Origin of the sequence: Azospirillum sp. TSO5 (assembly GCF_003116065.1) — a bacterium.
GTDB lineage: Bacteria > Pseudomonadota > Alphaproteobacteria > Azospirillales > Azospirillaceae > Azospirillum.
Genome location: NZ_LGQY01000006.1, coordinates 140,099 through 154,998, shown reverse-complemented (window position 1 = coordinate 154,998; position 14,900 = coordinate 140,099). Strand labels below are relative to the sequence as shown.

Genomic DNA, 14,900 nt, shown 5'->3' with positions numbered 1-14,900 from the left:
GGGCTTGGTCCTTGATAAAGAGAAAGTATCAGTGACGGCAGGTGCTTTGCCCCCTCCCCGACCCTCCCCCGCTTCGCGGGAGAGGGTGCCTTATGCGAAGCGGCGGCAGTCCCCTCTCGCACCGAAGGTGGGGGAGGGTTAGGGAGGGGGCACCGCTTATCAGGCGCTCTTGGTCGTCGACAGGTCGTAGGAGACCGAGATCGGCGTGCCGGCCTTGTTCTTGTCGTCGTACGGGATGAACTTGTACTCCATCTTGGTGAAGCTGATGGAGATCGACTCCGACGGACGGTCGCCGCCCGACGACATCGAGTAGGCCGAGACCAGGGCGTTGGTCAGGGTGTACTCGGCATAGGTGTTGCCCGGGCTGCCGGTGGTGACGAGGTGGATCTGCACCTTCTTGCCGATGGCGCCGGTGCAGGATTCGACGAAGAACTTCGGCGAGGAGCTGTCCATCAGCTTGGTGATGGTCACTTCCGACACCGACGGCTCCGACGCCTCGCGGTTGGCGGTCGAGCCCGACGGGGTGCTGATGGCGCGGCCGACGCCCCACTGCAGCGAACCGACGTCCAGCCACTTCTTGTGGGTCTCGTGCGTGGCCTCGCCGTCGATGCCTTCGTACTTGATGTAGATCGCCATGTTGGTCTCCTCGCTCTCTCTTGAAGGTCGGTCTTAACGGGTAAGCTTGATCTGTGCAGTATGGTTACGAAAGAATTGAGGCGGGTGCTGTGACGGGCGTCACCGCCGGCCTGTTTTTTCTCGCGCCCGCCCCGGCTCTCCCGCTTCCGGATGTGTCAGGCGATGTCGTAGACGAAGCGGTCTTCGCCATCGACCGAGACGTGGACGCGGGTGATCGGTTCGCCATCGCCCATGCGGGCGAGGATGCGGGACGAGATCTCCGGCAGCAGCGTGCGGCTCAGGATGGTCTCGATGTTGCGGGCACCGCTCGACACCTCCTGGCAGCGGCTGACGATGCTCTGCACCAGATCGTCGGAGTAGGAGAAGGCGGCCTTGTAGTTCTGCACCACCCGCTTGGCGATGCGGTTCAACTGCAGGACCACGATCTTCGCCAGATTCTCGTCGGACAGCTGGAAATACGGGATGACCGTGCAGCGGCCGAGGAAGGCCGGCTTGAAGCTCTTCTGCAGTTCCGGATGCAGCGCCTCCAGCAGCCCGTCGGCGTCCGGCGCGGTCTCCGGATCGGCGCACAGCTTGTGGATCAGGTCGGTGCCGGCGTTCGACGTCATGATGATGACGGTGTTCTTGAAGTCGATGTCGCGGCCTTCGCCGTCCTTGATCGTGCCCTTGTCGAACACCTGGAAGAAGATGTCCTGCACGCCGGGGTGGGCCTTCTCCAGCTCGTCCAGCAGCACGACGCTGTAAGGCCGGCGGCGCACCGCCTCAGTCAGAACGCCGCCTTCGCCGAAGCCGACATAGCCGGGAGGCGAACCGAGCAGCAGGGAGACCTTATGCTCCTCCTTGTACTCGGTCATGTTGATGGTGGTGACGTTCTGCTCGCCGCCATAGATCAGGTCGGCCAGGGTCAGCGCCGTCTCGGTCTTGCCGACGCCCGAGGTGCCGACCATCAGGAAGACGCCGATCGGCTTGCGCGGGTCGGTCAGCTTGGCCCGGCTGGTCCACATCGCCTGGGCGATGGCGTCCAGCGCGTGGTCCTGGCCGATGATCCGCTCCTTCATGCGGTCGGCGAGCGACAGGATGGTCTTGATCTCGTTGGAGACCATGCGGCCGACCGGAACGCCGGTCCAGTTGGCGACCACCTCGGCCACCGCCTGCCCGTCGACCGCGACCTTGACCAGCGGATCCTCGCCCTGCAGCGCGGTCAGCTCGGCGGTCAACGCGCTCAGCTTGGCGTTCAGCGCCTCGGCGTCGAGCGGCTCGGCAGGAGCTGCGCCCTCGGCGGCCGGAGCCTTGGCCTGCTCGTGCGCGGCGACCAGCTGGTCACGCGTCTCGTTGATCGCCTTGACCAGTTCCAGTTCCTTGGTCCAGCGCGCCTCCAGCGCCTCCAGGTCAGCCTGGGTGGCGGCGATCTTGTCCTTCAGCGCGGCGAGCAGTTCGGCATGGTCGATGCCGATGGCCTCCTCGCGCTCCAGGATCGCGACCTCGGTCTCGGTCAGCTGGATGGTGCGGCGGCGGTCCTCGATGGCGGGCGGCGTCGCGGTCTGGCTCATCGCCACGCGGGCGCAGGCGGTGTCGAGCAGGCTGACCGCCTTGTCGGGCAGCTGGCGCGCCGGGATGTAGCGGCTGGACAGGCGAACCGATTCGATCAGCCCTTCGGTGACGATGCGGACCTTGTGGTGCTTCTCAAGCGTGGCGGTCAGGCCGCGCATCATGTCGACGGCGACCGGCTCCGCCGGCTCCTCCACCTTCACCACCTGGAAGCGGCGGGTCAGCGCCGGGTCCTTTTCGAAATACTTCTTGTATTCGGCCCAGGTGGTGGCGGCGATGGTGCGCATCTCGCCGCGCGCCAGGGCGGGCTTCAGCAGGTTGGCGGCGTCGTTCTGGCCGGCCTGCCCGCCGGCGCCGATCAGGGTGTGCGCCTCGTCGATGAACATGATGATGGGCTGGCTGGAACCCTTCACCTCGTCGATGACGCCCTTCAGCCGATTCTCGAACTCGCCCTTCATGCCGGCGCCGGCTTGCAGCAGGCCGAGGTCGAGCGACAGCAGGCGGACGTTGCGCAGGTCGGGCGGCACGTCGCCGGCGGCGATGCGCAGCGCGAAGCCCTCCACCACCGCCGTCTTGCCCACGCCGGCCTCGCCGGTCAGGATCGGGTTGTTCTGACGGCGGCGGGTCAGCACGTCGATGATCTGGCGGATCTCGGCGTCGCGGCCCAGAACCGGATCGATCTTGCCGTTCTTGGCGCGGTCGGTCAGGTCGATGGTGTACTGGTCGAGGTTGGGGGTCGCCCCACCCGCCTTCGGCGCACCGCCGGCCGACGCCCCGGCGGCACCGCCACCGGCAGCCGCGACCGGGGCGCTGGTCCGCGCCTCCGCCGTGTCGGCGACGATGCGGGCCAAGTCGCGGCGCAGAGCCTCGGCGGTGATCTTCGCGAACTGGCCGGACATGTCGCGCGCCTGGGCCGACAGCGATTCGTCGGACAGCAGGGCCGTCAGCAGATGGCCGGAGCGCACCGCCCCCTCGCCATATTGCAGGGAGGCCAGCACCCACGCCTCGCGCATCAGCTGGACGAGGTTGGGCGACAGCGCAGGGGCGCGGCTGTTGCCGGTCTTCAGCTTGTCCAGCACCCGCGTCAGGTCGGCCGACAGCCGGCCGGCGTCGATCTCATAGACGCGCAGGATGGCGGAGATGTCGCCGTCCGCGGCACCGATCAGCTGGAGAAGCCAGTGCTCGATCTCGCAATTGTAATGCGTGCGCGACAGCGTCTGTCCGGCCGCCGCCTCCAGCGCCCGCCGGCACAGAGGATTCAGCCGGGAAATCATGCTCTGCAGATCGACCGCCACCATGGCTCCACCCCCTTCTCGTGCTTTCGTGTCTTCAACCCATGCGGGCAGAGCGCTCTTGGCGTCCGCTCCATCTCAACCGGCCGGCCGGTTCGTCCTGTGGCTGTACCGCGAACTCTGGCCAAGCTATTTCGAAAAATCCACAGCAATGCTTCTCAAGTCGAATGAAACTTTCCAGCGTCTTTCTCGGAACATGCGCGTAACATCGTCATATTCGTCATATATTGCATAAATGCGCGGTCATGCATACGCACCGTCCAGGGAACATCGACCGGCTCTCCTTGCGCGTGCAGCCTCGCGACCGATTGCGGATGGGCCCCCGGCGTCAGAAGCCGGGCCAGCACCGCTTCGCAGCGGCCGGCATCGTCGCCACGCTGGGAATGGCCGCCGAGCCAGGCCTCCACCGGCGTCGCCTGGGTTGACCAGTCGAAGGGCGTCGCCAGAATCGCGCCACCGCCGTCCGCCACCGCCCCGTCGATGGCGTGCAGAAGTGCCGGCGGCGAAGCCACGCAATCGAGCACGTTCATCGCCGCAACCAAGGCAAATCGCTGCGGCGCGAAAGGCGGGAACAGCGCGTCGCCAATCCAGAAATCGACCCGCTCTGCCGCGGCGAACCGGGCTTCGATCCGCCGGCGGTCATAGGCGATGCCGGAGCGGCGCAGCGGAAAGACCGCCTCCCCCCGCTCCATCACCCGCCGCGCCAGCATCAGCAGCGGCCAGTGCAGGTCGAGCCCGACCACGAGGCCACCGGTCCGGTCCGCCAGTTCGAAGCTGGTCCGTCCGGCGCCGCAGCCGAGATCCAGCACCGGCCCGGCCGGCAGCGCGCCCAGGCGCTCCAGCCCGGCGTCGAGACAGCGCACCACCGACCCCGCCTCGCCCGGCGGCGTCGCGGGGTCGAGGTCTCCGTAATGGTCCCAGCCATAGCTGGACAGGTGCTGGCGCGTGGCGTTGAAGGCGCTGTCGGGACCGAAGCCATCGCCCAGCACACCCTCCATCGCCGCCGGCAGGTCGGTGCGCGTGGTCAGCAGATGGCCGTTGGCCGCCATCCAGCCGCGCAGGTCGGGAACCAGGATCGGAACGCCGTCGACGATTGGATATTCCATGGCGCAGGCGTCGTCGCCGCACACCAGCGTGCCCCAGCGCACATCCTCCGCCGTCGCCTGCTCCATCATGCCCAGCGCCAACGGCACCGCGGCTCCGCGGGTGGCGAGGCAGCGCGGGCAGACCGGGTGCAGACTCTCGAAATGGCCGAGGCGCATGCGGTCAGCCGCCGATGATGACGGTGGGGCAGCCGGGCGGCAGCACCTTGCCGACCGGTGCGGGGATCGGGGCGACGCAGCTGGTGTGTGCGGTCATGTCGTTGATCCGGGCAGCCGGCAGGCTGTTGATGAGCACGGTGCCCGACCCTTGCGAGATCATGCCGGGACCGGCGGGAATGCAGCCGGGCAGCACGCAGGGGGCTGAGATGTCGGTCAGCCGGGCCGCCGGCATCTTGCCGATCAGCACCGTCGGACTGCCCAGGATGATCGCCAGCGGCAGGCCCGGATGGGGCGCCGGCGCCGGCACCGGGGCCGGCGGGTGGATCGGTGCGTGGCAGTGCGGCGTGTCCTGCTTGATCAGGTCGCCGAGGCGGGCAGCGGGCGGCATCCTGGTGACTCCGGCCGGTCAGAACGGCGATTCGCCGGCAGCCACCGGGCAGCCGGACAGGAAGGGCGACGGGACGCCCGGCGATTGCGGCAGAAGCGGGCGGCCGGCGCGGAACATCATCCGCGACACCACCGTCTCGCCATCCTCCGCGAAGAAGAGGCACGGTCCCTCCAGCACCCCCGCGGCGATGCCGACCCGCGCCAGCAGCCGGCCGGAGGGGTCGCGCTTTTCCACCAGCACAGGCATGCCGGTCTCCTCGGGCACGGCCACATCGGCCGGCAGGCCGATGGCGATGCCTTGCGGGTTGTACGGATTGGCGCCAGGAGTCATCGCAAAAGGCATCCCGAGGGGCTTCGTTCCGACGTCAGACCGGCAGCATTCATCCGCAATTGCGTTTCGTCAAGCTTGTCGGGCTAGCCCACCGGCTAATTTGTTACGCAATTGCAATATTTCGTTCGTCCAGGGCCGCCATGACGAATAGCCTTGTCGAACCGTTGTAAGTAACGCTATCAATTTTGCGGCTTGAACGCTTTCTCCCAAACTGGCGGGAGCGCCGGCGGTCGGCTATTGCTTCTTTCATATGAATGCGGAAAGGGTGTTCTCCTTAACATGGCGTCACCGCAAATTTTCGACATTGAAGAGCTTCTGCAGCCGATCGAAGGTGAATCCGAGTCCGGAATCGACCTGCGCGAGAATGCCTCGGCTGACTACTACACGGTAAAGGATGCGCGCAGCGCCGCCCGCGCCGCGGAACGCTCCATGGATGTGGAGGACGATGCCGGCGGGCTGCTGCCGGAATGGCGCACCATCCTGGAGGTCAGCCCCAGAATCCTGCGCACCCAGGCCAAGGACCTGGAGGTCACCGCCTGGTTCATCGAGGCGCTGCTGCGGGCGGAGGGCTATGCCGGCCTGCGTGACGGCTTCGCGCTGGCCCGCGGCTTGGTGGAGCGGTTCTGGGACGGGCTGTATCCCGCCCCGGACGAGGACGGCATCGCCACCCGCGTGGGACCGCTGACCGGACTGAACGGCGAATCGGCCGACGGCACGCTGATCCAGCCCATCCGCAAGGTGCCGCTGACGATGGGGGACATCCCCTATTCGCTCTGGCAGTACGAGCAGGCGGTGGAACTGGCGAAGATCACCGACGAGACGCGCCGGCAGGCGCGAATCGATAACGGCGCCGTCACCTGGGAACAGTTCGAGCAAAGCGTGCGCGAGACGCCGGCGTCGGAATTCAAGACGCTCGTCGAGGACATCCAGGGCGCCATCGACGAGTTCGAGGCGCTGGGCAAGATCCTCTACGACAAGGCCGGCTACGACTCGCCGCCCGCCGGCAACATCCGCAACGTGCTGGCGGCGGCGCTGGACGCGGTGAATTACGCCGCGCGCGACCGTTTGGCGACCCTGTCCGGCGACGAGCCGGCGGCGGCCGACAGCCCCTCGGGATCGACCGAGCTGGTGGCGGCCGGCGGCGGTGCCGTGGCCGCGACGGCGAAGGTCCAGGCCAGCGGGGCCGTTGCAACGCGCGAGGAGGCCTTCAAGGTCCTCTTGCAGGTCGCCGATTTCTTCCGCAAGACGGAACCCCATTCCCCCATCTCCTACACGCTGGAGGAGGTGGTCCGCCGCGGCCGCATGTCGTTGCAGGAGCTCCTGCTGGAGCTCATCACCGACGAGGAAACGCGGCGGCAGTTCTTCATCGCGTCCGGCGCCAAGGCGCCGCCGCCGGCAGAACAATCCGGGTATTGACGATCATCGCCTATCCTACGGCGTGAGCAGGGAGGTCCGATCACATGGCGAGTATCCACCAGAAGCTGGATCGCGTGCGCAAGCCCCGCGTCCACATCACCTACGACGTCGAGACCGAAGGCGCGACCGTCGTCAAGGAGCTGCCCTTCGTCGTGGGCGTCCTCGGCGACTTCTCGGGCGATCCGACCGAGCCGCTGAAGCCGCTGAAGGACCGCAAGTTCATTCAGATCGACCGCGACAACTTCAACGACGTCATGGCCCGCATGACGCCCGGCCTGAAGATGAAGGTCGACAACACCCTGGCCGACGACGGCACCCAGCTGTCGGTCGATCTCGCCTTCAAGTCGATGGAGGATTTCGAGCCGGGCCGCGTCGTCCAGCAGGTCGAGCCGCTGCGCAAGCTGCTGGAGACCCGCAACCAGCTGCGCGACCTGCTGAGCAAGGCCGACCGCTCGGAAGAGCTGGAAGGTCTGCTGGAGCGCGTGCTGCAGAACACCGACGAGCTGAAGGCGCTGAGCGGCGAGCTCGGCACCGAGACGAAGGAGGGCTGATCCTATGAGCGACGCTCAGACCCAGGGCGCTGCCGCCGCCGGCGCGGTCGCCGAAGGTACCGGCCTCTCGATCCTCGACCAGGCCATCGCCGCCACCAAGCAGACCGAGCCGGACCGTGCGCAGGAGCTGCTGCGCACCCTGACCCAGGAAGCGCTGGCCGGTACGGTCACCTTCAACAAGAACCTGGGCCAGACGATCAACAAGGCGATCGCCGCGATCGACGCCAAGATCAGCAAGCAGCTCAACGCCATCATGCACCACGAGAAGTTCCAGAAGCTGGAAGGATCGTGGCGCGGCCTGAACTATCTGGTCATGAACTCGGAGACGGGCTCGACGCTCAAGATCCGCGTCATGAACTGCCCGAAGAAGGACCTGTACAAGGACATCTCGAAGGCGGTCGAATTCGACCAGAGCAACCTGTTCAAGAAGATCTACGAGAACGAGTTCGGCATCGCCGGCGGCGAACCCTACGGCGCCCTGATCGGCGACTACGAGTTCACCAACCACCCCGACGACATGGAGCTGCTGACCGGCGTCTCCAACGTCGCGGCGGCCGCCTTCGCGCCCTTCATCTCGGCCGCCAGCCCCAAGCTGTTCGGTTTCGAGGACATGACCGAGCTGTCGAAGCCGCGCGACCTGGAGAAGATCTTCGACAGCGTCGAGTACACCAAGTGGCGCAGCTTCCGTGAGAGCGACGACAGCCGCTTCGTCACGCTGACCATGCCGCGCGTGCTGGCCCGCATGCCCTACGGCGCCAACACCAAGCCGGTCGAGGAGTTCGAGTACGAGGAGGCCCCGTACGAGGGCGGCATCGCCCGGCCGATGGCGCATAACGACTATTGCTGGATGAACGCGTCCTACGCGATGGGCCAGCGCCTGACCAACGCCTTCTCGCAGTATGGCTGGTGCACGGCCATCCGCGGCGCCGAGGGCGGCGGCAAGGTCGAGAACCTGCCCTTCCACACCTTCACCTCCGACGACGGCGACAGCGACGCCAAGTGCCCGACCGAGATCGGCATCACCGACCGTCGCGAGGCCGAGCTGTCGAAGCTGGGCTTCCTGCCGCTCTGCCACTACAAGAACCAGGACTACGCCGTCTTCTTCGGCGCCCAGACCACGCAGAAGCCCAAGAAGTACGACCGGCCGGAGGCGACCGCGAACGCCGCGATCTCCGCCCGCCTGCCCTACATCATGGCGACCTCGCGTTTCGCCCATTACCTGAAGATCATGGCGCGCGACAAGATCGGCTCCTTCATGGAGGCGAGCGACTGCGAGGCGTGGCTGAACCGCTGGATCCTGAACTACGTCAACGGCAACGAAGCCGCGGGCCAGGAGATGAAGGCGAAGTACCCGCTGGCCGAGGCCAAGGTGCAGGTGAAGGAGATCCCGGGCAAGCCCGGCTCCTACAACGCCGTCGCCTGGATGCGCCCGTGGCTGCAGATGGAGGAACTGACCACCTCCATGCGCATGGTCGCCCGCATCCCGCAGGCCGGCTGATAGCGGCATGAGCGAGTCAGCGGCGGACTTTCATGCCGATGACGCGGAGGCGACGGTCCTAGAACGGCCGTTGCGTCTGCGGGCGGTCGACATGGCGATCGGCCGCGACGACCCCGGCCTGCTCGACGCCTTTCTGGCGGCGAAAGGGCCGGGCGACGCGCTTCGCCTGTGGTTCGGGATTACCCTTCCCGTCTATGACAGCCTGGACACGCTGCGCGCCGCGCTCGACCGCGACATCGCGGCCATCGACGCGCTGCTGTCCGAGCAGGTCAACGCCATCCTGCACCACAAGCGCTTCCAATCGCTGGAGGCGTCGTGGCGCGGGGTGCGCACGCTGGTGAAGCAGGCGCAGACCGCCGAGACGGTGGTTCTGCGGCTGCTGAACCTGACCTGGGCCGAACTATGCCGCGACCAGGAACGCGCCATCGAGTTCGACCAGAGCCAGCTGTTCAACAAGGTCTACAGCGACGAATTCGGCATGCCCGGCGGCCGTCCGTTCGGCGTGCTGCTGTGCGACTATGCGGTGCAGCACCGCCCGACCAAGGAGCGACCGACCGACGACGTGTCCGGCCTGAAGGGGCTGGCCCAGGTCGCCGCGGCTGCATTCGCCCCCGCCATCGTCGGAGCGGCGCCGGAGCTGTTCGGGCTGGAGACCTTCCACGAGCTTGGCCTGCCGCTGGACCTGAAATCGGTGCTGCGGCAGACGGAATACCAGCGCTGGCACCGCTTCCAGGAGACCGAGGATTCGCGCTTCATCGGCGTGGCGTTGCCGCGCGTGCTGATGCGCGAGCCCTATGGCGACGATCCGCAGGCCCGCCACGGCTTCCGCTACCGCGAGGAGTCCCTCGGCGGTGAAGGCGGCATGCGGCTGGAGGATCATTGCTGGGGCAACGCGGTCTACGCCTTCGGCACCGTGCTGATCCGCTCCTTCCTGCATCACGGCTGGTTCGCCGACATTCGCGGCGCGCAACGGGACGTGGTCGGCGGCGGGCTGGTGACCGAACTGGTGGTGCCGGACTTCGCCACCGACGCCACAAAGGTGGCGCAGAAATTCTCGGTCGAGGTTTCGATCTCCGACCAATTGGAACGGGACCTGGACGATCTCGGCTTCATCCCGATCAGCCGCTGCAAGGACACGCCCTATCTGGTCTTCTACGGCAACCAGTCGGTCCAGCGCGTCGGGCAGTACACCAACATGACGGCGACCGCCAACGCCCGGCTGTCGGCCATGATGCGCTACATGTTCTGCGTGGCGCGCTTCGCCCATTTCCTGAAGGTGATGGTGCGTGACCGCGTCGGCGCCTTCGTCACGCCGGAGGAATGCGAGCGCGACCTGCAGAGCTGGCTGCACGGCTATTGCCTGGGCAACGACGACGCCAGCCTGGACCAGAAGGCGCGCTATCCCTTGCGCGAGGGCAGCATCCAGGTCCGCGCCATTCCGGGCAAGCCCGGCAACTATCAATGCGTCATCCATCTACGGCCGCACTTCCAGCTCGATCAGGTCTTCTCGACCTTCAAGCTGGTGACGGAGCTGGCCCAAACCGGCGGAGCGGCGTGACCCGGCGATACCGGCGAGGTCAGGCGTTCCATCCAGGGGAGAAACCGATCATGAGCGAAACCGCAGCCCAGCTGTTCCAGGCGGGCCGCCTCGACGAGGCGATCACCGCGCTGAACGGCGAGATCAAGAAGAAGCCGACCGACCTCGACCGCCGCGTCTTCCTGGCCGAGCTGCTGAGCTTCGCCGGCAACCTGGAGCGCGCCGACCTGCAGCTCGACACCATTGGCACGCAGGAACCGCAGGTCGCCGTGACCATGGCGCTGTTCCGCCAGCTGGTGCGCGCCGAACAGGCGCGGGGCCAGCTGTTCGCCGACGGCCGGGTGCCCGAGTTCATCGATCAGCCCGCCGACCATCTGCGCCTGCATCTGGAGGCGCTGGTGGCGCTCCGCGCCGGCGACACGGCGGACGCGGTGGCGAAGCTGGCCCAGGCGGAGGAGATGCGTCCGCAGGTGTCCGGCAGCCATGACGGCACGCCGTTCGAGGATTTCCGCGACCTGGACGACCTGACCGGCGGCTTCTTCGAGGTCTTCACCAGCACCGGCAAGTATTTCTGGATCGCCACCGAGACGGTGGAGCTGGTCGAGTTCCGCGCGCCGGAACGCCCGCGCGACCTGCTGTGGCGCCCCGCCCACATGACGGTGCGCGGCGGCCCGGACGGCGAGGTCTATCTGCCGGCGCTGTATGGCGGAGCCCCCGCCGATGCCGACGCCGCGGTGAAGCTCGGCCGGGTGACGGAATGGTCGGAGGAGGCGCCGGTGCGCGGCCAGGGCCAGCGCTGCTTCCTCGTCGGGGAAGAGGCGGTGCCGATGATGCAGCTGGGCACGCTGGAGTTCTCCGGGGCGGTGTGAGGATAACGCCCTCTCCCGCCCCGGCAGAGGGAGGGGACCCGCGCCGCAGGCGTGGGGAGGGTGAGGGGCGATCCGGACATGGATTTCTAATCCTTGGATCACCCCTCACCCTTCCCATGCTGCGCATGGGCCCCTTCCCTCTCCCGGGACGGGAGAGGGAGAAGACACAAAGGTCACCATGGATCGCAACCAATCCATCACCCTGTCCGTCCTGGACCGTCTGCTCGACGACACGCCGGAGCACATGGCGCCGCGGCCGCACACCGTGGCGGACCTGCGGGCGGCGATCCGGCGCGACCTGGAGAACCTGCTGAACACCCGGCGGCGGGTGCTCGGCTGGCCGGACGACCTGACGGAGCTGGCGGACTCGATCCTCGGCTATGGCTGCCACGACCTGCTGGTCGAGAATGTCGGCACCGAATCCCGCCGGCGCGAGGTGGTGGCGCAGATCGAGGCGGCGATCCGGCGCTGGGAGCCGCGCTTCGCCCATCTGGCAGTGAGCATGGTCGAGAACAGCGACCCCGCGGACCGCACGTTGCGCTTCCGGATCGAGGCGCTGATCCACGCCGATCCGGCGCCCGAGCCGATGGTGTTCGATTCGGTGGTCGATCCCACCTCCAACATGGTCACCGTGACGAGCAAGGCCCGTGGCTGACGAACTCCTCCCATATTACAACCGCGAGCTGACCTATCTGCGCCGCATGGCGGCGGAGTTCTCGGAGGCGCATCCGAAGATCGCCGGCCGGCTGCGGCTGAGCGCCGACGCGGTGGAGGACCCGCATGTCGCCCGGCTGCTGGAGGGCGTCGCCTTCCTCAACGCCCGCATCAGCCGCAAGCTGGACGATGAATATCCGGAGCTGGTCGACACGCTGCTGGACGTGCTCTATCCGCATTACCTGGCGCCGATCCCGTCGATGGCGGTGGTGCAGATGCGGAGCAGCCCCGACCTGACCGGCGCCCACACCGTGCCGAAGGGGACGGAGCTGGAGACCGAGGCACTGCGCGGGGAGACCTGCCGCTTCTGCACCGTCTACCCGGCGACTCTGTGGCCGGTCGATCTGGATCAGGCGGTGCTGAGCGGCCGGCCGCTGGTGGCCCCGCCCAACCCGCGGGCGGGCGACGCGGTGGCGGCGCTGCGGCTGACCCTGCGCTGCCGCGTGCCGGAGATGACCTTCACCGAGTTGGGACCGGAAACCCTGCGCTTCTTCCTGCGCGGCCAGCCGCAGCAGGTCTATGCCCTGCACGAGCTGATCTTCAACAACGCCGTCTCGGTGGCGCTGGCCGACGATCCGCACGACCCGAACGCGGTGATCCTCGGCCCCGACGCCATCCGCCCGGTCGGCTTCGGCGACGAGGAGGGCATGCTGCCCTACCCCGCCCGCTCCCACGGCGGTTACCGGCTGCTGACCGAATATTTCGCCTTCCCCGAGAAGTTCCTGTTCTTCGACCTGAACGTCTCGCCGAAGGTGCTGCGCCGCGCCGGCAACACGCTGGAAGTCTTCATCTATCTGAACAGCACCGACGGCGACCTGGAGCGCGCGGTGTCGAAGGATAATTTCGCCCTGGGTTGCACCCCGGTGGTCAATCTGTTCCGCCAGCGGGCGGAGCCGGTGGCGCTGACCCAGACCCAGCACGAGCACCGGGTGGTCCCCGACGCCCGCCGTCCCGGCGCACTGGAGGTCTATTCGGTCGACAGCGTGCTGGCCACCGACCCAGACGGCAAGCAGCGGCGCTTCCTGCCCTTCTATGGCCTGCGCCATGGCGGGGTGGAGGCGGTCAGCCGCACCTATTTCACCGCCAGCCGCCGCCCGGCCGGCGGGCGCGATCCGGGAACGGAGGTGCATCTGGCGCTGGTCGATCTCGATTTCGATCCGTCCAGCCCGGCGGAATCGGTGCTGTCGGTCGAGACGACCTGCCTGAACCGCGACCTGCCCTCGCAACTGCCCTATGGCGGCGGCCACCCGCACCTGAAGCTGATGGAGGGGATGGCGGCGGTGTCCGGTGTCGCCTGCCTGACGCCGCCGACGCCGACGCTGCGCATCGCCGAACGCAAGGGGCACCGCTGGCGCCTCGTCTCCCACCTGCTGCTCAACCACCTGTCGATCTCCGGTGGAGCGGAGGGGACGGAGGCTCTGCGCGAGATCCTGCGGCTCTACGACTTCCGCGATTCGGCCGAGACGCGCGGCATCGCAGACGGCCTCGTCAAGGTGACGACCAAGCGCGGCACCGCGCGGGCTCCGTCGCGGCCGGGCGACGTCGCCTGGGGCGACGCCATCTGCCGCGGCATCGATGTCGGCATCGAATTCGACCCGCAGCGCTTCAGCGGCAGCGGCATGTTCCTGCTGGCGATGATCCTCGACCATTTCCTGGGGCTGTACTGCTCGATCAATTCCTTCACGCGGCTGACCGCTACGGTCAAGGGCCGCACCGGAGTGCTCCGCACATGGCCCGCCCGCGCCGGCAACCGCCCGCTTCTGTGATCGACCGGCTGTTCCGCACTCCCCACCGCTTCGACTTCTTCCAGGCGGTGCGGGTGCTGGAATGGCAGGCCCGGCGCGATGCGCGCGACCCGCGCAACGCCCGCCGCCACGCCGTGGGCCATGACCATGACCCGCGCGAAGAGGTGGTGCGTCTGCGCGCCGAAACCTCGCTGACCTTCCCCGGCAATCAGGTGGCGGGGGCGGAGCCGGGCCAGGACGGCCGGCCGCCGACGGTGATCGGCGCCTTCATGGGGCTGGTCGGGCCGCTGGGCGTGCTGCCGCAGCACTACACCGAGATCATGATCCGCTCCTTGCGCGAGCGGAACCGGTCGCTGCGCGACTTCTTCGACGTCTTCCATCACCGCAGCTTCTCGCTGTTCTACCGCGCCTGGGCCAAATACCGGCTGCCGGTGTCCTTCGAGCGGGGGCAAGGCTCGCGCGAGCCCGATCCGGTCAGCACCACGCTGTCCAGCTTCGTCGGCATCGGCCAGCCGTCGCTGACCAAGCGGCTGGTGGTGGAGGACGAGACGCTCCTGCATTATTCCGGGCTGCTGTCGCGTGGGACCCGCTCGGCCGTCGATCTGCAGGAGATGCTGTCGGATTTCCTCGGCCGGCCGGTGACGGTGGAGAGCTTCGTCGGCGGCTGGCTGCCGATATCCTCGGACGGGCAGACGCGGCTGCCGACGCTGGCCGAGCCGGAAGGCCGGCATTGCCGGCTGGGCATCGACGCGCTGGCCGGCGACCGCGCCTGGGACGTCCAGGGCAAGTTCCGCCTGCGCATCGGCCCGCTGAACCACGACCAGTTCCGCGACTTCATGCCGGAAGGCCGCGAGTTCCGGAAGCTGCAGGATTTGGTTCGGATGTATGTCGGGCCGGAGCTGGATTTCGAGCTTCAGGTGACGTTGCAGGCGCCGGAGGTGCCGGGCGCCCGGCTGGCCGCCGGGGAGGACGACCGCGATGCCACGCGGCTGGGCTGGAACGGCTGGGTGCTGCACGCGCCGAGCCCGGTCGAGCGCAAGGACGCGGTGTTTCCGATGCAGGATTTGTGAGTGGTTGCCCGCTTGCCCCCACCCTCCCGCTTCGCGGGTCCCTC

General features: G+C 67.7%; 13 protein-coding genes. 8 read left to right on the top strand and 5 right to left on the bottom strand.

Features of this window, described 5'->3' with window-relative positions:
* Positions 1-159 precede the first annotated feature (159 nt).
* The 5 genes from TSO5_RS01495 to TSO5_RS01475 form a co-directional block, all read right to left on the bottom strand.
* Positions 160-636, bottom strand: a complete 477-nt coding sequence (locus TSO5_RS01495; protein WP_085089684.1) for a type VI secretion system tube protein Hcp — start codon at positions 634-636, stop codon at positions 160-162.
* Between the two features lie 155 nt (positions 637-791).
* Positions 792-3,482, bottom strand: coding sequence for a type VI secretion system ATPase TssH (gene tssH, locus TSO5_RS01490; protein ID WP_109149926.1), 2,691 nt, complete (start codon positions 3,480-3,482; stop codon positions 792-794).
* A 152-nt stretch (positions 3,483-3,634) separates the two neighbouring features.
* Positions 3,635-4,738: a methyltransferase domain-containing protein gene (locus TSO5_RS01485; RefSeq protein WP_109149925.1), complete on the bottom strand. Its 1,104-nt coding sequence runs from the start codon at positions 4,736-4,738 to the stop codon at positions 3,635-3,637.
* 4 nt (positions 4,739-4,742) lie between these two features.
* Complete coding sequence (locus TSO5_RS01480; protein WP_085089687.1) at positions 4,743-5,126, bottom strand: PAAR domain-containing protein; 384 nt, start codon at positions 5,124-5,126, stop codon at positions 4,743-4,745.
* Between the two features lie 18 nt (positions 5,127-5,144).
* The gene (locus tag TSO5_RS01475; protein WP_109073051.1) at positions 5,145-5,456 is read right to left on the bottom strand and encodes a hypothetical protein; all 312 of its coding nucleotides are present in this window, start codon (positions 5,454-5,456) and stop codon (positions 5,145-5,147) included.
* Between the two features lie 279 nt (positions 5,457-5,735).
* On the opposite strand from TSO5_RS01475, the gene tssA reads away from it, so the two are divergent.
* The 8 genes from tssA to tssG all read left to right on the top strand — a co-directional run bounded on the left by tssA (position 5,736) and on the right by tssG (position 14,856).
* Positions 5,736-6,872, top strand: a complete 1,137-nt coding sequence (tssA, locus tag TSO5_RS01470; protein ID WP_109149924.1) for a type VI secretion system protein TssA — start codon at positions 5,736-5,738, stop codon at positions 6,870-6,872.
* A gap of 44 nt (positions 6,873-6,916) precedes the next feature.
* Positions 6,917-7,423 (top strand): type VI secretion system contractile sheath small subunit, encoded by a 507-nt coding sequence (gene tssB, locus TSO5_RS01465; protein WP_085089690.1) that lies wholly within the window; start codon positions 6,917-6,919, stop codon positions 7,421-7,423.
* A 4-nt stretch (positions 7,424-7,427) separates the two neighbouring features.
* Positions 7,428-8,921: a type VI secretion system contractile sheath large subunit gene (gene tssC / locus TSO5_RS01460; RefSeq protein ID WP_085089691.1), complete on the top strand. Its 1,494-nt coding sequence runs from the start codon at positions 7,428-7,430 to the stop codon at positions 8,919-8,921.
* A 7-nt stretch (positions 8,922-8,928) separates the two neighbouring features.
* Positions 8,929-10,479: a type VI secretion system contractile sheath large subunit gene (tssC, locus tag TSO5_RS01455; RefSeq protein ID WP_109149923.1), complete on the top strand. Its 1,551-nt coding sequence runs from the start codon at positions 8,929-8,931 to the stop codon at positions 10,477-10,479.
* A 50-nt stretch (positions 10,480-10,529) separates the two neighbouring features.
* Positions 10,530-11,327 (top strand): type VI secretion system accessory protein TagJ, encoded by a 798-nt coding sequence (locus TSO5_RS01450; RefSeq protein ID WP_109149922.1) that lies wholly within the window; start codon positions 10,530-10,532, stop codon positions 11,325-11,327.
* A 178-nt stretch (positions 11,328-11,505) separates the two neighbouring features.
* The gene (tssE, locus tag TSO5_RS01445; RefSeq protein ID WP_109149921.1) at positions 11,506-11,982 is read left to right on the top strand and encodes a type VI secretion system baseplate subunit TssE; all 477 of its coding nucleotides are present in this window, start codon (positions 11,506-11,508) and stop codon (positions 11,980-11,982) included.
* Positions 11,975-13,807, top strand: coding sequence for a type VI secretion system baseplate subunit TssF (gene tssF, locus TSO5_RS01440; RefSeq protein ID WP_109149920.1), 1,833 nt, complete (start codon positions 11,975-11,977; stop codon positions 13,805-13,807). The genes tssE and tssF overlap by 8 nt, the downstream gene beginning before the upstream one ends.
* On the top strand, positions 13,771-14,856 hold the full coding sequence (gene tssG / locus TSO5_RS01435) for a type VI secretion system baseplate subunit TssG (RefSeq protein ID WP_109149919.1): 1,086 nt from the start codon (positions 13,771-13,773) through the stop codon (positions 14,854-14,856). Before tssF ends, tssG begins: the two co-directional genes overlap by 37 nt.
* Positions 14,857-14,900: the final 44 nt, after the last annotated feature.